Source organism: Bacteroides sp. MSB163 (assembly GCF_036416795.1).
Classification (GTDB): Bacteria; Bacteroidota; Bacteroidia; order Bacteroidales; family Bacteroidaceae; genus Bacteroides; species Bacteroides maternus.
On the sequence record NZ_CP143867.1, the window covers coordinates 5,182,814 to 5,203,240 of the forward strand.

Below are 20,427 nucleotides of genomic sequence, written 5' to 3' on the forward strand. Positions count from 1 at the left end.
TTTATTAAAACTTTTCTTATCAGCAATACTTACATTACGATATTTATCTCTGTAACGTAGTAGTCAAAAACATTAATCATTTTGGAATATCACATTTACAAACAAATCATCTTGTATGCTATCGGCAAATGCCTTTCTCTTGATACAGGTTCCAACCCTTTGATAATTAAATTCAGTTCAGCAGGACACAAAAATAGAAAGCTCATAATATAGAAATTATAATAATACTTCAGTAGCAATTCTTTCAATCTCCTCCTTTGCCAAACCATAGTACAAAGGCAGACAAAGTATTCTTTTCGAAATGTCTTCGGAAACAGGCATTTCTACATAGGGAAGTATCTGTGTAAAGGTATTCACCGAAGGATAGAAATAGCGTCTTGGATAAATGCCTTCAGCATTCAACTTTTTCTCAACAGAGAGAAGCGTTGCTTCCGAAGGAAATATCACTGGAAAATAACTATAGTTACAAGCCTCATTGATACGCTGAAACTTCAATTCAGGACATTGAGAAAGTATCTCTTTATACAGCATATACTTTTCTTGACGATCAGCCAGGGCAGACGGCAGATAACGCAAATTGGCAATGCCGATAGCCGCATGAACTTCGGTCATTTTTCCATTAGTACCATCATCCACAACATCCTTACGATCATCAAAACCAAAGAAACGCAAGCGCTTCAACTTTTCATGCAATTCATCGTCCAAGGCAAAGCAGGCACCTCCCTCAGCCGTATTCAACATCTTTGTGGCATGAAAGCTCGTAGTGGAAATATCACCGTACTCAAATATTGACCTGCCTTTATAATTCACCCCGACAGCATGCGCAGCATCATAAATCACTCTCAAGTTATGCTTCTTAGCTATAGCATCAATTTGCTCGACTTCGCAGGGATTACCGAAAACATGTACGGGAAGAATTGCACAAGTATGTTCAGTGATCTTTTCCTCAATCTTAGACGGGTCCATATTCAATGTCTCAGGATCAATATCAACAAAGACAGGCGTACAACCCTCCCAAATAATGGAGCTGATTGTAGCGATGAAAGTAAAAGGGGTAGTAATGACCTCACCTTTAAGGCCCAAGGCACGGATAGCCATATGAATGGCAATAGTACCATTGGTCACTGAAACAATATTACGCAAGTGAAGATAATCAGCAACTTCCTTCTCAAAACGTTGTACTAGGGGACCGTTATGCGTCATAATACCACGCTCCCAAATACCCTGCATAAGCTGAGTTACTTCTTCCAACGGTGCCAAAGTAGGCATCGTCACATAGATACTTTTATTTGCCATAACAATATTCTTTTATTTGCCCGATATACCGGGATTGATTCAAATTCTGTATATATTCACCTGAAAACTCTCCTGTATCCAAACAGTGAGCAATATGCGCCAGCATATTTGAGAAATGATCATCAGCTGGTAAGAGAATCTCCTCGTAACGCCCCTGCTTTTCCAAGATTACTTTCGGAGAAAAACCAGCAGGAGCGGTGAACGCACGGGTGGTAGTCAATCTACCAAGACTGCCCCAAATTTCATAGCCGCACTGATAATAATTATCAAAACCGAAAGCAAGCTCTGCAATGACACCTTGGGGACTGTCAAGGTACGCCCCTCCGTACAAATCAACCTCCATATCAGAAGGTTGGTATAAAGAAGCGGAACGCAAACTTAAACTACAATCAGGAAGTATAAACTGCATAGCTTTCAAGGTATAAGCTCCCGCATCAAGCAAAGACCCGCCGCCAAGAGATTTCGAATAGCGGATATTATTCCGATCCTCAAAAGGGGGGAATCCAAAAGAACAGCGGAAACAACGGAGGTCACCCAATTCATGCCTTTCCAAAAGTTCTTTTACCCAAACATGCTGGGAATGAAAACGAAACTGGAAGTTCTCGATCAGAAGCAAATGTTTATCACAGGCAAGTTCAACAAGCTCCCGAACCTCATCATAAGTGCACGACAGAGATTTCTCACTCATCACATGCTTTCCTTTTTCCAAAGTTTTATGGATCCACTCATAGTGTAAGCCTGTTGGAAGCGGAATATATACCAATTCGATATCCTCATTATCCAGCAGCTCTTCATAGTTACCGTAAGCAACACAATGATAAGGGGCAGCTGCAAGTTGGGCTTTGTGAAAATCACGACTGGCAATGCCAGTCAGTTCAAAACGTTCAGATGACGAAAAGGCGGGAAGAAGGGAGCGGATTGCTATATGGGCACATCCAAGCACGCCCACTTTATATTTTTTAGCCATTCGATATTTAAGATAAATAATTTAGAGCCGCTATCAAACTGCGGGACTGAATGTTCAGATAATTATTGAAACGCAAGAACTGATAGATTTGTCCTAAAGTCATCCAGCGATAACGTTCAGGGAGTTCGAGGGGAAAAGAATCATCCACCTCAACAAGCATGTTACGGTTTTGCTCATGATAGAAGCGGCCTCCTTCTTCCGATTGTAAAGTATCGTAAAGCACCTGAGATCCGGAAGACTCAAGCACAAGGTCAAGGAAAGGCGGACGGGCACTTCGAGAAGAAGGAATATTACCTGTCAGACATTGCACTGTAGGAGCCAATTCCATAACATCAAAGTTACCGCATTCAAGTTTTGCCTGCACCATAAAATGATAAACTCCATTTATCTTTTTGATGATAAAAGCACATATGCCTTGCTGCATCGGTTGAATCAACGGCTGGCACCACGAAGAGACCTCACGGTTAGATATGGTAACTTTCACACCAACCACTTTAAAGTATTTTCCATCCTCACGGGATATTTCACCGGGCAATACCCGCCAATCTGTCATTTTCCGGAGAGGAAAAGGATGTACCTTCAAATCATACCGGGACTTTAAAGAAGACAGCCAGGAAAGATGCTCGGATATCGTAGTATGACAGTGATTCGTTACGGAAGAAAGAAACAAATCCCTACCAAAAACCGACAAACGACTCGTATCATCCGCAAGAGATAAATAGTCGCTGATTTTTAAACCGGAAAGAACGGTACGGGTATCCATATTGACCATATTATCATAACGCATCAACTCTTTTATCTGACCGAGTGTCATCCAGCGGAAATCATCATACTCCTCAACATCCTCCTCCACTTTTATTATAATATTGCGGTTTCTCTTACGAAGAAACCTTGCTCCCTGTTCGGATTGAAGTTGGTCAAGAATTATCTGGTCAGGGCTCGCATTCACAAAATAATCAAGGTATAGGGGTTGTTTCCCTTTATGAATCTGACTATAATTACTCTTAGTAGCCTGCAAGGTAGGAGAAATCTGCACACAATTTACATTCCCGGGTTCGATCTTTGCTTGCATCAAAAAATAAAGGACACCATCAAATTCCTTGGTCAAAATCCCCAGATAGCCTACTTCCGGTTGGTTGATTATAGGCTGCGTCCAACTGGAAAGGGAGCCATAGTCTGTCTCTACACGAATCCCTTCAATCGAAAAAAAACGACCGGAACTATGTCTTAAAGTACCATCTTCATCCTGAGACCAGTGATCTAGGGAAGAAAAAGGAACAGGATCAACTGCGACCTGAATTGAACGATTACGATTCTCAATCCAAAGACGTATTTCATCCAGCGAATGCAAAGTACCCTGAATGGTTAATAAAGAACGAATTACCATTGTACGATTTTTTCTTGAATTATTACTGATATATTATTTTCTATCCCGAATTATGTTTACTTTCGTTTTAACAGAGAGATGCCAAGTTGCTTAAGTTCAAGGTACTCCGGTAACTTTATTTTCTCGTAAATAAAAAATGCCAATAGAATTCCCAATACTAACTGGATCGGGAGAAGGAGATAAACCGACCAATCTAACAAAGAGACACACCACATAATGAAAGCTACGGTAAGGGATGTAAGAAATGTAGGCAATATATCTTTCAATTGATCTATAGTGGGATAATCTATCAATCCTGCAGAATAATAGCTATTCAAAAAATAAGCAATAAAAGAGCTTACTACACTTCCCCAAAGCATATATTCAATACCACAATACATACCTATCATAATTGGACCTACTGCTATTATTTTTTTTATTATTTCTAATTTTAAAAATAAGTCAGAGCGTCCTTTTACTTGCAAAATATTCAAATTAATAGCATGAAGAGGGTACAACATACCGGCAAAACAGATTATTTGTAAAAAGTAAACGGCAGGAAGCCACTTTGCACCTATTAAAATAAGAATCAAAGGCTTTGCTACAGCTGCAAGTCCTAACATACATGCAAAACTTATCAGCATAGTAGTTTTTATAACCTTGCGATAAGCTTCACGTAATCGTTCTGATTCCTCTTGAATTGAACTTAATACAGGATAGCTAACACGTTGGACAACAGTAGTCAAATTGCTGGAGAATATTATATTAAACTGTTCTGCACGCGTATATTGTCCTAATATGGAAGAAGCATAAAAGCGACCAATAATGATATAATAAATATTCTTATAAATAGTGTTTATAAGCCCGGATAACAATAGCTTGGATCCAAAGCCAAAAAGCTCATTAAAACTTTTTATTGAAAATTCAAGGTTAGGATACCATTTACAGAAAATCCATAAAAATAAAGCATTCAATAATTGCCGGGATAGCTGTTGACCGACCAAGCTCCATACCCCCATTCCGGCAAGCGCCATACCTATACCAACAAATCCACTACTTATAGACGAGATTAATGAAACCTTAGTTTGTGTTTTAAAATTAACATTCCGTACAAATATCGTACGAGGTATAATGGATAATGCATTAATAATAAGAATAAAGCCTATTACTCGCATAACCTCCATCAATATTGGTTCTTTAAAGAAGACACTTATCGCCGGTGATGCAAGAAACAAAGAAATATATAAAACAATACTAACTACTATATTAAAATAAAAAACGGTATTATAGTCAATACGATTTATGTATACTTTACGTATAAGGGCGTTAGAAAAGCCACTATCAATAATTGAATTTGATACGGCTATAAATATAGCTATCATAGCCATAACCCCATATTCCTCAGGAGTCAGCAAACGAGCTAAGATGAGACCGACAAGAAAAGTAATACCTGAACTGGCTATATTGTCTATAAAACTCCAACCAACACCACGAACTGTTTTATCTTTTAAAGATTCCTGCATACAATAATCAATAAGACCAGAGTAAATTTGAAAGAGATCAGCATCAAAGATCTTATTTCCAAACGCTTAAAAAAAACAATATGTATTATATATAAAATTCTATTCAATGCAACTATACATAAAAAACTAGGGAGAAAGAAACGCTAAGTTGATTTATATTAATTATAGGAATCTTCGCATAGATCTACATTAAGAAATAGCGTTATCTCTCACCCCTAGTTATATGCATATTTACCTACCTATCTCTTCTTCTTTCAATTTCACTTTATTATCTTCTTTTCTATTCTTCAAATCAGTAAAGAAATCCCTTCCAAATAATACCCAACTGACACAACCGAATCCTGTCAGAAATACAATCCCTATAAGCATTAGAGCCTTACGAGGTTTTGAAGGCTTTATTGGAATAGTTGATGGCTCAATAATAGTATATACAGGAGTAATTTCCTGTACTTTAGCCTCTGCCATTTGCAATTGCTGTGCAACGGAGGTATAAACCTGATATGCCAAACGCATCTCATTTTCCAACCTTTCTTGCTCAGCACGATAACTCAACAAAATAATATTCTTGTTGGCGTCAGCAAACTTGGCATAGTTTTCCTGAGCTTTCTCATACTCTTTCTTTTTTCTTTCAAAAAGCTTCTCTTGAAACAGAAAATCCTGACGAGCCTTATTGGTTCGATATTCTGTAACATAATCCTGTAACCTGCGTACTACAGTATCAGTAAGACAAGCAGAAATACGAGCATCCTGCATTGTCACAGACAAAGTAGTAACCCCTGTCTTTTTATCAACAGAAACATTAATACGCTCACTTAACTCTTTCGCAATATCAGTTTCTTCTCTCGTTAAATGAAAAGGATCAAGAATACCATCATCATCATCTTCATCTGTTAATAATGAAATAGCCCAACCAGCTGCTTTAAATGGAGCAGAAGTTATTAATGACCACCATGGCATGCGTTGATAATCATTTAAATAGCAATAAAGAGTAGTGTCAATTTCCTCATCTAAGTCTTTAACTCGAACATTAAATAACCCTGTTATAAAAGGAGTAGAAGTTACAATATCAGGATACAAATCAGGATATATTGCATCTGCACCAGATGTAGCATTAAGATTAAGGCCCGCCATTGCGGCCAATGACGAAAGCCCACCACCTTTATTATCCGACATTTCCGGTGCAATCATGGCCTCAGCCGTATACTCCCTAGGAATACTAAAAACAATTACCAATCCTATCAGTACAGCATATCCACAAGTCTTCAGTATAAACTTACGTTCCCTCCAAATCTTTAATGCAAGTTTTAGCAAATCTATTTCTTCTTCTTGAGAAGAAGGGTTCTTTTGAAGTTCCTCACTCATAATTCATATTCTATTTAAAAGCATTTACCAAAGTCGCTACCATAGCCGCCATCGTAGCAGTAGTAGAACTGATACCCAGTATTTCTGCAAATTTCATGTGCTGTTTCTCAGCTTTACTAGGTACTACAATTTCACAACCTGGCTGTATCAATTGACTATCACCGCGTCTTGCACGTGCCACTGTACCATTCAAATATATGATGTACGCTTTCCTCTTCTTTGCCATATTACCATAGCCTCCTGCCATATTGATATAATACTTCAGCTTCGCACCTTTCTCCCAAGCCACCGTATTCGGATACATAACCGAACCGCTAATCTTAACAGTATTGACAAACTCAGGAATATAGATCACATCACCTTCGCGCAAAACAACATCGTAGTCGCTACCCGGATTAGCCAAAGCCTTCTCCATATCTATACCGACCGTATATGTTTCTGTTATAGCCAACTTAGCAACAGATATACTGTCTTTGCCCTCACCATTACGTGCCATACGTAGAGCATCCCTCTCACGGCGACGCTCTTCATCATTCATTCTGCGAATAAGACGACCGCCTTTTATGTAAGCATCCGGAGTTATACCACCCGCACGTTTTATCAAATCACTCAAACGCTCGTTCTTTTTCAAAAGCGCATAACTTCCACTAAACAACACTTCTCCAGAAACAGAAACTGTACGTTGTACCTTATAAGCCGGACTCCTACGAACCTGAACCATATCAAACGGCTGTAAATAGAAATCCGCATCCCCTATCACCAAACCGTCTTTTATATCAAAAGCAAACGTTTCTGCCAATTTACTACTGTAAGCAGTACTCTTAGGGTCCTTGATACGACGTGTTACACTTACCCGAGTAGTAGCCGCCGCCTCACGCAAACCGCCAGCCTGAACAACCAGATCTTCTATAGTCATCTTGTCCGAATACAGGAAGGTTCCCGGATTTAGTACCTCACCATATATTGATACGGTCTCTTCCTCCTTCAGATCATTCACACTGGGAATATAAAGATGGTCATCCTTTTGCAAAGGAATATCTGCAACGGTACCATTGAGTAAACCGTTCAAATCAATAGCTATAATTTCATGAGAAAGATCCTCATGTTCACGATCCAATAATACACGATTCAAAAAGGCATCGCCACGAAGCCCTTCAGCTTTCTTTATCAACTGTTTTACCGTGTTTACCTCTCCATCCAACTGATATAGTCCTGAACGGTAAACCGCACCGCTAATCTCAACTTTGTTTTCAAAACGGTCGAGTACGGCATCAACAGTTATCAAATCACCGTCATCCAGGCGAAATACGGAATAATCCATTTCATCTACATTGAAAACCTGATGCTCACGTCCGCTCTTACGGATAAGACGAACGGCTTTCTTGTAGGAATCTCCAGTAAAACCACCGGCGTATTCCAGCAAATTAGCGACAGTTTCCGTAGGCTTCATTTCGTAATACATTGGACGCTTCACCTTTCCCACGATCTCCACCAGAGATTCATAAGGATTCACAATGATAACATCGCCTTCCTGCAAACGTATATCGTCATTCATCTTACCCTTCATGATAAACTCATAGACATCAAGGTTTTCTATAGTCTTTCCATTACGCACCAACTTTATGCCACGCAGACTACCGATTTTATTAACACCACCCGCACGGTACAATGCGTGAAAAACCGTAGAAAAAGCTGAAAGAGAATAAGTACCCGGAACGGAAACCTCTCCCATAATGTTTACCTGGATAGTACGTGTGTCTCCAAGCGTTAACCGAATCTGAGAGTTAGGCTCATTGCCACCGATACCCGAATAAATCTTAGAAAATTCACGTTGCAGATATTGGTTGGCTTCCTTCACCGTCATCCCATTCAAATGAACCGGACCCAGATCCTTAACCTGAATATCACCTTCAGGACTAATCGTCTGGCGGATTGTATTTTCCGAAGCACCCCAAATATCTATAATCACTTCATCACCGGGGCCCAAACGATAACTTACCGGAGTGGCAAGATTAGCGCTGGGTTCAAAGCTTAAATTGGTATTTCTGAATAAATTGTGACCAAAAATCTGCCTGACAGACATTTCCAGATGAGCTTTGCTATCCTGCTTTTCATCAATGACAGCCTTCTGATCTTCCAACTCGGCAGCTTCATAAGATGAATCTAGTGCCACGGCACGTTTGCGCATCTGGTTGGGCTTATTGCCTGTACCTTCAGCAGTACTATTGGTAGCCTCATACCTGGACTTAATCCGCAATACCTGCTCCTGAGTCACACCACGGCGAAGCAACTCAGTAGTCATTTGCTTCTGGGATTTTCCTGCTGCTTGTGCATTCTTTACATACTCAACAACCTGTTCATCAGACATGCGTTGGGCATGAACAAAACCGGATAAAGTAAAAAGACAAAAGATAAATAATAATAATCGACGCATAGTTTATATATAAGGATAATTATTCTTCATAATGATTTTCTCATTCATCAATATATTCCCAAGGATAAGGATTATCCACCACATTCTGAAATTCGGCGATAGCTTCCTGTTGATCGGGAGTTAGTGATGTGGAATCCCAGGAAGCAATGATGGCACGAGCTTCATCAGCCAAAGGATCGTCAAAGACCTCACCATAGCAGGCTGTGAGTAAACGGAGCTTCAACAAAGAAGCAGGAAGTGAATCGAAGATATCCCAGCAACGGTTTAAAACTTCCTGAACATGTATTTGTTTTTCACCATGATCCACAAATGAAGCGTTGTAGCCCATCAGAAGAGCCAGACAAACATTAGCCTGTTCTTCCACAGTGGAACCTTTGACACCGGAATTATACAAAGCCGTAGTCAGACGGTAAACTTCACCGTTACGGCGGGACAAGTCATCGCTATAGACCGGACTCCCGTCCATGCCCAAATACATCAGGTCGTGCGCTGCACGCTGAAGAGAAACTATTTCTTCGGAAAGAGTCATAAAGAATTATGATTTTGGATTTATCAACTGTCAATTACCTCTATAAGGTCAGGATGGATAGTAGCCATGGCAACGGCTATGACACCTTGTATCGCAACTACTACACGACGGTCACGTGCACCTTTCACTTTCAGGAAAATACCTTCCTGTCCCTCGAAGTCACCACCCGTAACACGAACTCTGGTACCTTTAGACAGATTTAATTCATCAGGTTGGAAATATAATAGATGATCATTATAGGTACCGGCAACGGCAATAAAACGCTGCATCTCACTATCGGAAATAATAATCTTCTGACCGCTACGGGTATCGGTTATGTATTGTAAATAGGTTACCTGTGATTTGATACGCTTCACCTCAGAGGGACAAGCATGAACAAAAAGTAAATTATGAATGACAGGAACCAGAACGCGAACTTTCTTACCTTTCTTTATGCAGATCTTGTATTGCATGGGAACGAAACAACCCATTTTCTCCTTTTCAAGCAGACGCATAGCATCCGGCTCTCTACGGTAAGTGGCACGCATGGCATACCATATTGGGCTTTCTTTTTCAACTTCTTCCATTCTATGATTATTTCAGAAAAGTGCGTTCCTCTGGGGCTTTGAACTCCTTGCATACACTTGAAATTCAATCACTTGCGAACACTTTATGTAAAATACGACAAGCTTTGTGCTCCTCTTGTCAACGAGTTTTCTACAACAGTTCAATACCTTATAGGTAAAAAGCTATAAACGAACAGATTACAACAAAAAAGTATTTTTTAATCGTTCGTTTAATGGGCGTCAAGATTTTAAAAAAGACAAAGAAAGAAAAAGAATAAAATGGGTAAATATTAACAGATATTTTCAGTCTCCATTTATCGTTTATAATCAAATAGTTAGCTTCATTTTTACCCTATTTAAAGAAGTTTTTTTATCAAACATTTTGTCATTCGAAAAAACACCTTTATCTTTGCGCCCATTAAACGAACGTTTTTTGAACACTTTTCAAAATAAAGTATATATATCTAGTATACAATTATTTACTACTAACAAAGGAATGTATTTATTGTATTTTCCCCTACTCCATCATCACCTCTAATTTTAATTTCCTATTTTTGCGACATTTTTAACTGTGAATATCAGTTAAATAAACAATTAAAATTTATAGTAGTATGAAAGATTTAAAAAAAAGAGGTTCAAAATGAATCTGATCCCAAAGAAATGTCTCATCAGGTTGATAATCAGAGTACAAGCTGTATCAGAATAGTAAGTAAAATCAGTATAGTCAATGAGGATTTATTGGCTGAACGGTATTATGCAGGCATAAAAACTCACCTGTGTGTAGGAGCTCTAAGAAGCTTCAAATTGGGCTATTATAAAGGCCAAAATATTGATACCGTAAGCGATTTGGGAATGCATTTATACGAATCGGGAGACGCCTTAAAACACGAGAAAGGAGAAGATACCTTCATGGAAATGAGCAGCTTTATGACAGAACTAAGAAAGATGTGGGCCGTGATACAAAAGGAAGATACCGAGCACATAGACCCATACGGATATGATGTAAAAATAAATCAGTGATAGTTTACTCCAAAGAAAGGGCATAACTTTGCCCCCGTCAATTTGACTGTGGTAGGGTTACACCCTTTCACCAGGATGGTGTAGCCCTAACCACAAAAGGGTGTAGCCATCCGGAGCAAAGGGTGTAGCCATCGCAGAAGATTGATTATTAATCATTTATAAACTACAAAATTCATTAAAATGAAGAAACAAACGTTGGGGCACCAACCGAATCATGTAACGAAAAACGAAAGAGTGGAAAATCTATGGAAGAAACTTATCAGGCAGGAAACTGATTTATCAGATGAAACCATCGCATGGATGACAAGACGAATACTATTGTTGACAGAATACATGCAATACGGATGTGCACTGATAGCCTATCGTAAACAGAATGGAGAATTTTACATGGCAAAAGCAACACTTGTATATTATGAAACCTGTTTCCATCGAAAATACGACATTGAACGCATCCAGAGCCATGTGGTATACTGGGATATAGAACAGCAGGGATGGAGAACATTCCAGATAGAGAATTTTCTGGAGTGGAAACCGATGATTTAAATAAAGAATGAAAAATTAAGAATGAAGAATTATGGATTCATATCTATTGCATGACGCCAATGCAAGCAGTAATTTTAAAATAATGATGATGATACAGAAAGAAGGAATGAAAGGATACGGCATCTACTGGCAAGCAACGCTTTACCTATCAATCAGACTAATGATATAAATAACTCCCCCTCTATATCTCCCCAAGGGGAGACGGGAAAGAATGAGGAGATTCTTCTTGTTCCACCGGAGTATGCACTCGACAAAAATACGCATAATTATGAAGGACTGATGGAAGAGTTGCAACGCCAAAAAGTGACGGTCATCAAGGAAATCAATGCCATCCTCAGACTCACGGATTTCGGAAAGCTGAAAGGAAAGATATGGAAAATACTCTATGACATCAACAACTCGCCGCAGATGAAAGCAAGGATTGTGATGCCGGGAAAATATATTCTGAAGCTACTCCAAAACTAAAAACGATCGGACGAATAAGTCAAAGAGGTATTTCTCCCTCCAAAGTAAGCCTCTTTGACTTAATTCCACTATTTGCTTTCCGTTCTAAACAAATACTCTCTCTATTTGCTTTTCACTCTAAACAAATTCGTATATTTGCTACACATAAATCGCTTTAAAAATCATGATAACATTTCCGAATGCCAAAATAAACCTGGGACTGAACATTGTAGAAAAACGTCCCGACGGGTACCATAATCTGGAAACAGTATTCTATCCTGTTCCCCTGGAAGACGCGCTGGAAGTCAACGTGCTAAACGAAGGTAGCGAGAAGTTTCGTCTGCATCAGGCAGGATTAGAAATCGAAGGAGAAGTTGAAAATAACTTAGTGGTGAAAGCTTATAAGCTTCTGGATGAGAAGTTCAATCTGCCACCCGTGGATATTCACCTGTTCAAGCATATTCCTTCCGGTGCCGGGTTAGGCGGTGGATCATCCGATGCAGCTTACATGCTGAAATTATTGAATGAGAAATTCAGTCTGGAACTAACGGATGAAACCTTAGAAGAATATGCCGCAAAACTGGGGGCAGACTGTGCCTTTTTCATCCGGAATACCCCAACATACGCCGAAGGAATAGGGAACGTCTTCTCCCCTATCTCTTTATCCCTAAAAGAGTATCAGATTGTTTTAGTCAAACCGGATATATTTGTTTCCACCCGGGAAGCATTTGCAAAGATAAAACCGCATCGGCAAGATATCCCATTGAAAGAAGTGTTGAAACATCCCATAGAAGAATGGAAGGAACTTATGGTAAATGACTTCGAAGAAAGCGTATTTCCTCAATTTCCAGCCATCAAGGCGATTAAGGAAAAGCTGTATAAGCAAGGGGCCGTATACGCTGCCATGACAGGCTCCGGTTCATCCGTATTCGGGTTATTCAAACCGGAAGATAATAAACCTGCAAAAGAGGTTTTTGGAGAAAACGCATTTGTTTATCGAGGAACATTAAAATAGCAGGCGAATATTTTTTTTATGTATATAATATGAAAGAGGCTAAATCCAAGCCTCTTTTTTTGTTCACCAGTGAACAAAAAAATAAGCCCTGTCTCCCGACAAGGCTTATTCACAACACAAACACAAAATAAAACACGACAAAACTACTATGCAATCTTACCTGTCTATGCCGGGGAGGCATAAGTACTAGTTACGGATATTCACATATACATAAACAGCGTCAGGCTGATTTGCAACATATAAACAAATGCGGGGAAGCATTTGTTCATTCCTTATTTGTTAATAAAAACAAAAATCTCTTTAATGCTTATTGAATACCTCTTTCGCGAAGCTTCAACTGCCAGTTCCAAGCAGAGAGCAACGTATCTTCGATGGTTTCAACAGCTGTCCAACCCAACTCTTCATTTGCGAATTTAGGATCGGCCCATACCTTTTCAATATCTCCCGCACGACGACCAACAATCTGATAATTCAGTTTCACGCCGGTTGCCTTTTCGAAAGCATTAATTAATTCCAATACTGAAAGACCGCGGCCCGTTCCAATGTTGAACACTTCCACTTTCTCTTTTTGTTTATTTTCCAAGATGCGGCGGATAGCAATCACATGTGCTTTTGCTAAATCGACTACATTAATGAAGTCGCGTATGCAAGAGCCGTCGGGCGTATCATAATCATCACCGAACACACTCAGTTTCTCACGGATACCAATAGCGGTCTGGGTCAGATAAGGTATCAAGTTTTGAGGCACACCATTAGGCAATTCACCAAGCAATGCTGTAGGATGCGCACCAATCGGATTGAAATAGCGCAGCAATATTGCATTGATAGGAGCACCTGAAGCCACAGTATCACGAACAATCTCTTCATTGATCTGCTTTGTATTGCCATAAGGAGATTCAGCTTTCTTAATCGGCGCTTTCTCCGTCACCGGTAATTCATCCGGTTGGCCATATACAGTACAAGAAGACGAGAATACGATACCTTCTACCCCATGCTTCGGCATCAGTTCAAGTAGGTTTATCAATGAAACCAGATTGTTGCGGTAATAAAGCAACGGCTTCTGAACCGATTCTCCTACAGCCTTACTGGCTGCAAAGTGGATAATGGCTTTAATGCCTTTATATTTAGTAAACACAGCGTCAAGACCGGCGAAATCCAAACAATCCAACTTCTCGAATGCTGGACGAATACCCGATACTTTTTCGATGTTATCAACTACATCGGCGCTAGAGTTTGACAAATTATCGATTATCACTACTTCGAAACCTGCGTTCTGAAGTTCTACTACAGTGTGTGAACCAATGTATCCTGTTCCACCTGTAACCAAAATTCTTTCTTTCATCAGTGATTTATTCTATTAGGTTATCATCGTTGTGGCGGCAAATTTACGGAAATTAATTTAGATAAAATAAAAAAAGAGTGTTTTTTTTAGTCTAAAAAAGAAAGGGGTAGAATTTCCTCTACCCCTAACCTATAGTTAATGTTCTATTTTTCAGATTTTCACAACACCTGAGAAGCCCATAAAGGCCATAGCCAAAAGACCGGCAGTAATCAGAGCGATCGGAGTCCCCTTCATTCCTTTCGGGATATTTACCAAACTCATCTGTTCGCGCAAACCCGCAAAAAGAGTCAGCGCCAGACCAAAACCGATAGCTGTAGAAAATGCATAAACCACACCGGTCAACAGATCATAATCTTTCTGAATTACAAGGATGGCAACACCAAGGATACAACAGTTAGTTGTGATCAGAGGCAAAAACACACCCAGTGCCTGATACAAAGAAGGCGATACTTTTTTCAAAATAATCTCTACCATCTGAACCAGTGCAGCAATCACCAAAATAAAAGTAATAGTCTGTAAATACCCCAGGTCAAAAGCATCAAGCACAAATTTCTGAATAAGAAATGTCACTATAGTTGCAATCGTAAGCACAAATGCCACGGCAGCCGACATACCCAATGCAGTTTCCACCTTCTTGGATACACCTAAAAACGGACAGATACCCAAAAACTGCGACAATACGATGTTATTGACAAAGATTGCCGAAATAAATATCAATATATATTCCATACTTTCCAAAATTAAGAATTAAAAATTAAAAACTAAAAGCAGTTACTACTCTCATCCTTAATTTCTAATTTTCCATTATTAATTCTTTTTCAAGCCGTTTATCAATGCAATCAGATACCCCAGTGCGATGAAAGCTCCCGGTGCAAGTACAAATATCAACATACCGTATTCTTCAGGAAGGATAGTCAAATCGAATATCTTACCGGTTCCCAGAAATTCACGTACGGCACCCAGCAAAGTAAGGGCCAAAGTAAAGCCAAGACCCATTCCTAAACCATCAAAGAAAGAAGCTACCGGAGTGTTTTTGGCAGCAAAAGCTTCTGCGCGTCCCAATACAATACAGTTTACCACAATCAACGGAATAAACAAGCCCAGCGTAGCATATAGAGCAGGAACATAAGCTTGCATGACCATTTGCAGTAAAGTCACAAAAGAAGCAATAACCACAATGAACGACGGAATACGTACCATATCAGGAATTACATTCTTGATCGCCGAGATTACAACATTAGAACAAATCAGCACAAACATCGTTGCCAGTCCCATACCCATACCATTGATAGCGGAAGAGGTGGTACCCAGCGTAGGACACATACCAAGCAGGAGTACAAACGTAGGATTCTCTTTAATAATCCCGTTCATCATAACTTTAAAATTATTCATATCTTCTACTCCTTTCTTTATTTAGCGCTGATAGAGTCCGCAACTTCAGTGGCGGCATTTTCAGCAGGTTCAACAACTTTTTGCGTAGCACCCGTAGCGGCATCCGATTCATTCTGACCGGCATAAGCTGCATAAGCAGCATTCACAGCATTCAGGAAAGCTCGTGAAGTAATGGTAGAAGCTGTAATGGCATCTACCTGGCCTCCATCTTTGCTTACAGACAACGGAGTCTTACCCGGGTTCATACCTTTGATACTTCCTTTATTTCCTTCTTTAAACCAATCGGCAGCTTTGGAACCCAATCCCGGAGTTTCCACATGCGACAATAGGGAATAATCTATAATGTTTCCTTCCGCATCAAAGCCGACCAAGACTTTCAGCTCACCGCCGAATGCCATTGAACTTGCTTCTACGGCAGCACCAATAAACTCTCCACCTTTCGTAGCAGGATACACAGCATAATCTACGCCATTCACAGCCTGCATCTTCTTTTCTGCAATCGGATCATTATCGAAACCAGGAACCACTGCACTGACAGCATCGCTCAATGTCTTTGCATTGGCTTGTGCTATAGGTTCTTTCGTCAATTCATTCACATATGCCAGCAAAGCCACAGAGATGGCAGTAACGCCCGTGAGTACCAGCAACATATTCTTCAAGGATGATTCTAACTTTTTCATTTCTTCTTCGCTACCTCCCCAAAGCGTTTAGGTTTACAATATGTATTAATCAGCGGAGTAAAGGCATTCATAATCAAAATAGCGAATGACATACCTTCGGGATAAGCACCGAACAGACGGATAATCACTGTCAGTAACCCGATACATACACCATAAATCAGCATCCCCTTCTTGCTCATCGGAGAAGTGACGTAGTCAGTAGCCATAAAAATAGCACCCAGCATCAAACCACCTGTAAGCAGCTGAAGCACGGGAGATACATACAGTTCCGGATCTACCAGATGCATAATACCCGAGAACACAAATACTGTAGCCAATATAGAAATAGGAATATGCCAGGTAATAATTTTCTTCCAAAGCATATAAGCTAATCCCAACAGTAACGCCAACGCACTGACTTCACCCAGACAACCACCATTATTACCAATCAGCAAATCGAAAGAGGAAGGCAGATCTTTCAGAGCCTCTATATTTCCACCGACAATCTGCTTCATCAGATTAAGCGGAGTAGCAGCCGTCGTAGCATCGGTGTAAGAAGTCAACTGTCCCACTACCGGCCAACTCGTCATTTGCACAGGGAAAGAGAGCAACAGGAACACACGTCCTGCCAATGCAGGATTGAACGGATTGTTACCCAATCCTCCAAAAGACATCTTACCTACGCCTATGGCGAACAATGCCCCCAGAATAATAATCCAGATAGGCAGATTGGAAGGTAAATTGAATGCCAGCAACACACCTGTGATTACAGCAGAGCCGTCACAGATTGTTGTGGTTTCTTTCTTCATCAGGAATTTACCAATAGCCCATTCGAAGAACAAACAGGCAGCTACCGATGTAGCCGTGACAATCAGTGCACCCAGTCCGAAGAAATAGAGCGATACAAGAAATGCAGGAATCAATGCAATAAGCACACCATACATATTCTTTTTCACGCTGTCACCACCATGGACGTGGGGTGAAAGTGATATTACTAATTTATTTTCCATACTTCGTTATTTTTTAGCTTGACGTGCACGGATGATCGCTCCTACCTTGCCTTTACCTAGGCGGCAGTAGTCCAGCAACGGACGGTTGGCAGGACAGGTAAACTGACAAGAACCGCACTCGATACAATCCATAATTCTTTCTTTCTCCATTCTCTCGAATTCCGCATGTTCGGCAAGTGCCGACAGCAAATAAGGTTCCAATCCCATCGGACAAGCACCCACGCACTTTGCACAACGGATGCAAGGCTGAATCTCGCCACGTTTGGCTTCCTTTTGGTTCATTATCAGAATACCGGAACTACCTTTAGCGGTAGGAACCTCCGTGTTGACCAATGCCTTACCCATCATCGGACCACCACCGATAATCTTACCTGTATCTTCGGGCAGACCACCGCAAGCATCAATCAATTGCTTCATCGGTGTGCCAATACGTGCCAGAAAGTTAGACGGTTTTGCTACTGACTTACCAGTAACGGTAATCACGCGCTCAAACAATGGCTTGTTTTTCTGTACGGCCTGATACACCGCAAATGCAGTACCTACATTCTGTACCACGGCTCCTGTAGAAATTGGCAAAGCACCACTCGCTACCTGACGACTGGTAATAGCATCTATCAACTGCTTTTCACCTCCTTGCGGATATTGCACCTTCAAAGCTACAACCTCGATACCTGCATAGCTGGATGCCACCTTCGCCATCAACTGAATAGCATCGGGCTTATTGTTTTCAATACCGATAAATGCCTTATTCACCTTCACTGCTTTCATCAGAATAGATACACCTACCATAATTTCCTCGGCATGTTCCAGCATCAACTGGTGGTCAGCTGTCAGATAGGGTTCACACTCCACAGCGTTGATAATCACACACTCTGCTTTGAATGCAGGCGGCGGACAGAGTTTCACCTGAGTAGGGAAACATGCACCGCCCAAACCTACAATACCGGCATTGGCTATCTTTTTTACTATTTCCTCGGATGTAAGGTTACATTCCCTCACCAACGTTTCGGTGCGGTCAATACTTTCTTCCCATTCATCACCGTCCACATCAATAAAGATGGCAGGTTTCGGATAACCACTGGCATCGATAACCGTATCGATTTTAGCAACCTTGCCGCTGACAGACGAGTGGATGGCCGCGGATACGAAACCACCGGGTTCGGCAATCTTTGTGCCGACTTTCACCACATCCCCTTTAGCTACAATCGGCTTTGCAGGCGCACCAATGTGCTGGCCCAGCAAAATCACAGCTTTGGCAGGAATTTCCGCCTTTATAATGGGCTGATGTGCTGAAAGTTTATTTTCGTGTGGATGAACACCACCGATTGAAAATGTCTTCAACATACAATTCTGTATTTTAGTCGTTTATTACTTCTTTATTATTAAGCCTCTGCCTTTGGAGTTTCAACCTGAGGAGTCTCAACAGCTTTAGGGGTCTCTACAGTTTTAGGAGCCTCTGCAACCTTAGGCGTTTCTGTAGCTTTCGGTGCAACGGCTACCTTAGGAGCAGCAACCGGAGCAGCACCTTCCGCCTTTAGTTTACGCGGCGGGAAATTGAGTGCGATAATCGTGTTCTGCGGACAGGCTTCTTCGCACTTACGACATGATTTACATTTGTTCGGGTCGATGTAAGCCAGATTATTTTCAAGTGTAATCGCTTCGAACGGACAAACCTTCACACACTTGCCACAACCAATACAAGCAACTGTACAAGCTTTACGCGCTATGCCGCCTTTGTCTTTGTTCACACACTGCACATAGATACGACGTGATTTCTTGCCTTGCGGACGAATCTCGATAATGTTCTTCGGACAAGCCTTGACACAAGCTCCACAAGCCGTACATTTTGCTTCATCCACTTCCGGAAGTCCCGTTTCAGGATTCATGTGAATAGCATCAAACTGACAAGCTTCCACACAGTCACCACACCCCAGACACCCGAAAGTACAACCGGTTTCGCCACCATAAAGAGAGGCTGCAATAGCACAACTCTTCGCACCGTCGTACATATTCGTACGAGGACGGTTGGCGCAGGTTCCATTACATCTCACAACTGCTACCATCGGTTCGGCAGCAACAGCATCCAAACCAAGGATTCCTGCAATTTGCGTCATAACAGGTTGTCCGCCTACCGGACAAAACTTGCCCTCCAGCGAACCTGCCTTTACACAGGCATCGGCAAAACCGCTACAACCCGGATAACCACATCCACCGCAATTTGCTTGAGGCAATACTTCTCCTACCTGTGCAATTCGCGGATCTTCATACACGGCGAATTTCTTGGAAGCTATGTATAGTATAGCGGCCGCAACCAGCGCTATGGCTCCCAATGAAATCACTGCAATCAGAATTACATTCATAAATTAGCTATTTATTTAATTATTTGTTTTAATGTTCCAAGAGTTAGTCAATTGGCCTTATTGAAAAAGAAAATTTCTTTCCCATACGTGTTTTATTCAGCCACAATATATAATAATAAGGAATAAGAAGAGCTAACGAACAAAGTGCAGAGAGAAGTTCGTCACTCCAGATAGCCATAAATACAAAGAGAGAAATCACCAGAATACAGAAAGGTACTATAAAGGCCCACAACACCGCCATCATTCCCATAGAGAGTTCGCCAAAAACGATTACCCGGTCACCCACCTGATAGGAAGACGCATCGTTGGTAGTTACATCGATTATTTTTTCTTTGGTATCAGCCGAGGCACAATGTCCCTTCGCACTACATGCCGCACAAGCCGACGTTTGGACAATTCTCACCTTTATATGAGAACTGTTTATGTTTTCCACAATACCTTGATGTTTTATAATATCTGCCATTTTGCAAACTGTGCATTACAAATTGCGGCAAATTTACGCATTATTTGTGAACTGCAAGGCTTTCACCCGCTTTTTTTATGTGTACGCCAACGCACTTTTCCCCGTTTTAACTATTTTTCTTCACTTTTTCCACAGAACAAGCAAGAAAACCTGTTTT

At 40.8% G+C, this 20,427-nt stretch carries 21 protein-coding genes; 5 read left to right on the forward strand and 16 right to left on the reverse strand.

Going from position 1 to position 20,427, the window contains the following annotated elements; genetic code table 11:
• Positions 1-216: 216 nt before the first annotated feature.
• The 8 genes from VYM24_RS20280 to VYM24_RS20315 form a co-directional block, all read right to left on the reverse strand.
• A complete protein-coding gene (locus tag VYM24_RS20280; protein WP_330940781.1) occupies positions 217-1,296 on the reverse strand; it encodes a DegT/DnrJ/EryC1/StrS family aminotransferase in 1,080 nt (359 codons plus the stop codon).
• Positions 1,286-2,263, reverse strand: a complete 978-nt coding sequence (locus tag VYM24_RS20285; protein ID WP_330940782.1) for a Gfo/Idh/MocA family protein — start codon at positions 2,261-2,263, stop codon at positions 1,286-1,288. Before VYM24_RS20285 ends, VYM24_RS20280 begins: the two co-directional genes overlap by 11 nt.
• Positions 2,264-2,270: 7 nt before the next feature.
• Positions 2,271-3,650 carry an NDP-hexose 2,3-dehydratase family protein gene (locus tag VYM24_RS20290; RefSeq protein WP_330940783.1) on the reverse strand — a complete coding sequence of 460 codons (1,380 nt, stop codon included), beginning with the start codon at positions 3,648-3,650 and terminating at the stop codon, positions 2,271-2,273.
• A 56-nt stretch (positions 3,651-3,706) separates the two neighbouring features.
• Entirely contained in the window at positions 3,707-5,152 is a 1,446-nt protein-coding gene (locus VYM24_RS20295; protein ID WP_291549478.1) for a lipopolysaccharide biosynthesis protein, read from the reverse strand.
• Positions 5,153-5,383: 231 nt separating this feature from the next.
• Positions 5,384-6,514, reverse strand: a complete 1,131-nt coding sequence (locus VYM24_RS20300; RefSeq protein WP_330940784.1) for a Wzz/FepE/Etk N-terminal domain-containing protein — start codon at positions 6,512-6,514, stop codon at positions 5,384-5,386.
• A 10-nt stretch (positions 6,515-6,524) separates the two neighbouring features.
• Positions 6,525-8,948 carry an SLBB domain-containing protein gene (locus VYM24_RS20305; RefSeq protein ID WP_330940785.1) on the reverse strand — a complete coding sequence of 808 codons (2,424 nt, stop codon included), beginning with the start codon at positions 8,946-8,948 and terminating at the stop codon, positions 6,525-6,527.
• A 40-nt stretch (positions 8,949-8,988) separates the two neighbouring features.
• Positions 8,989-9,477, reverse strand: coding sequence for a UpxZ family transcription anti-terminator antagonist (locus tag VYM24_RS20310; RefSeq protein WP_291549484.1), 489 nt, complete (start codon positions 9,475-9,477; stop codon positions 8,989-8,991).
• Positions 9,478-9,500: 23 nt separating this feature from the next.
• Positions 9,501-10,043 (reverse strand): UpxY family transcription antiterminator, encoded by a 543-nt coding sequence (locus VYM24_RS20315; protein WP_291549485.1) that lies wholly within the window; start codon positions 10,041-10,043, stop codon positions 9,501-9,503.
• Between the two features lie 639 nt (positions 10,044-10,682).
• Between VYM24_RS20315 and VYM24_RS20320 the strand changes: the two genes are divergently transcribed.
• The 5 genes from VYM24_RS20320 to ispE all read left to right on the forward strand — a co-directional run bounded on the left by VYM24_RS20320 (position 10,683) and on the right by ispE (position 13,044).
• Complete coding sequence (locus tag VYM24_RS20320) at positions 10,683-11,042, forward strand: hypothetical protein (RefSeq protein ID WP_044267129.1); 360 nt, start codon at positions 10,683-10,685, stop codon at positions 11,040-11,042.
• 180 nt (positions 11,043-11,222) lie between these two features.
• Entirely contained in the window at positions 11,223-11,585 is a 363-nt protein-coding gene (locus VYM24_RS20325) for an SH3 beta-barrel fold-containing protein (protein WP_044267127.1), read from the forward strand.
• Positions 11,586-11,616: 31 nt separating this feature from the next.
• Entirely contained in the window at positions 11,617-11,754 is a 138-nt protein-coding gene (locus VYM24_RS20330; protein WP_330940786.1) for a Lin1244/Lin1753 domain-containing protein, read from the forward strand.
• A gap of 110 nt (positions 11,755-11,864) precedes the next feature.
• Positions 11,865-12,050: a hypothetical protein gene (locus VYM24_RS20335; protein ID WP_330940787.1), complete on the forward strand. Its 186-nt coding sequence runs from the start codon at positions 11,865-11,867 to the stop codon at positions 12,048-12,050.
• Between the two features lie 163 nt (positions 12,051-12,213).
• The gene (gene ispE, locus VYM24_RS20340; RefSeq protein ID WP_291549491.1) at positions 12,214-13,044 is read left to right on the forward strand and encodes a 4-(cytidine 5'-diphospho)-2-C-methyl-D-erythritol kinase; all 831 of its coding nucleotides are present in this window, start codon (positions 12,214-12,216) and stop codon (positions 13,042-13,044) included.
• Positions 13,045-13,351: 307 nt separating this feature from the next.
• Here ispE and galE read toward each other — a convergent pair whose 3' ends face one another.
• From galE to VYM24_RS20380, 8 genes are all read right to left on the reverse strand, one after another.
• Positions 13,352-14,386, reverse strand: coding sequence for a UDP-glucose 4-epimerase GalE (gene galE / locus VYM24_RS20345; RefSeq protein WP_007213703.1), 1,035 nt, complete (start codon positions 14,384-14,386; stop codon positions 13,352-13,354).
• Positions 14,387-14,536: 150 nt separating this feature from the next.
• Positions 14,537-15,115, reverse strand: a complete 579-nt coding sequence (gene rsxA / locus VYM24_RS20350; RefSeq protein ID WP_007213702.1) for an electron transport complex subunit RsxA — start codon at positions 15,113-15,115, stop codon at positions 14,537-14,539.
• A gap of 78 nt (positions 15,116-15,193) precedes the next feature.
• A complete protein-coding gene (gene rsxE, locus VYM24_RS20355) occupies positions 15,194-15,778 on the reverse strand; it encodes an electron transport complex subunit RsxE (RefSeq protein ID WP_007213701.1) in 585 nt (194 codons plus the stop codon).
• A gap of 17 nt (positions 15,779-15,795) precedes the next feature.
• Entirely contained in the window at positions 15,796-16,458 is a 663-nt protein-coding gene (locus VYM24_RS20360) for an RnfABCDGE type electron transport complex subunit G (protein ID WP_330940788.1), read from the reverse strand.
• A complete protein-coding gene (locus VYM24_RS20365) occupies positions 16,455-17,447 on the reverse strand; it encodes an RnfABCDGE type electron transport complex subunit D (protein ID WP_330940789.1) in 993 nt (330 codons plus the stop codon). Before VYM24_RS20365 ends, VYM24_RS20360 begins: the two co-directional genes overlap by 4 nt.
• Positions 17,448-17,453: 6 nt before the next feature.
• Positions 17,454-18,791 carry an electron transport complex subunit RsxC gene (rsxC, locus tag VYM24_RS20370; protein WP_291549494.1) on the reverse strand — a complete coding sequence of 446 codons (1,338 nt, stop codon included), beginning with the start codon at positions 18,789-18,791 and terminating at the stop codon, positions 17,454-17,456.
• A gap of 38 nt (positions 18,792-18,829) precedes the next feature.
• Entirely contained in the window at positions 18,830-19,807 is a 978-nt protein-coding gene (locus VYM24_RS20375; protein ID WP_330940790.1) for a Fe-S cluster domain-containing protein, read from the reverse strand.
• Positions 19,808-19,850: 43 nt separating this feature from the next.
• Entirely contained in the window at positions 19,851-20,270 is a 420-nt protein-coding gene (locus VYM24_RS20380) for a SoxR reducing system RseC family protein (RefSeq protein ID WP_330940791.1), read from the reverse strand.
• Between the last annotated feature and the right edge of the window lie 157 nt (positions 20,271-20,427).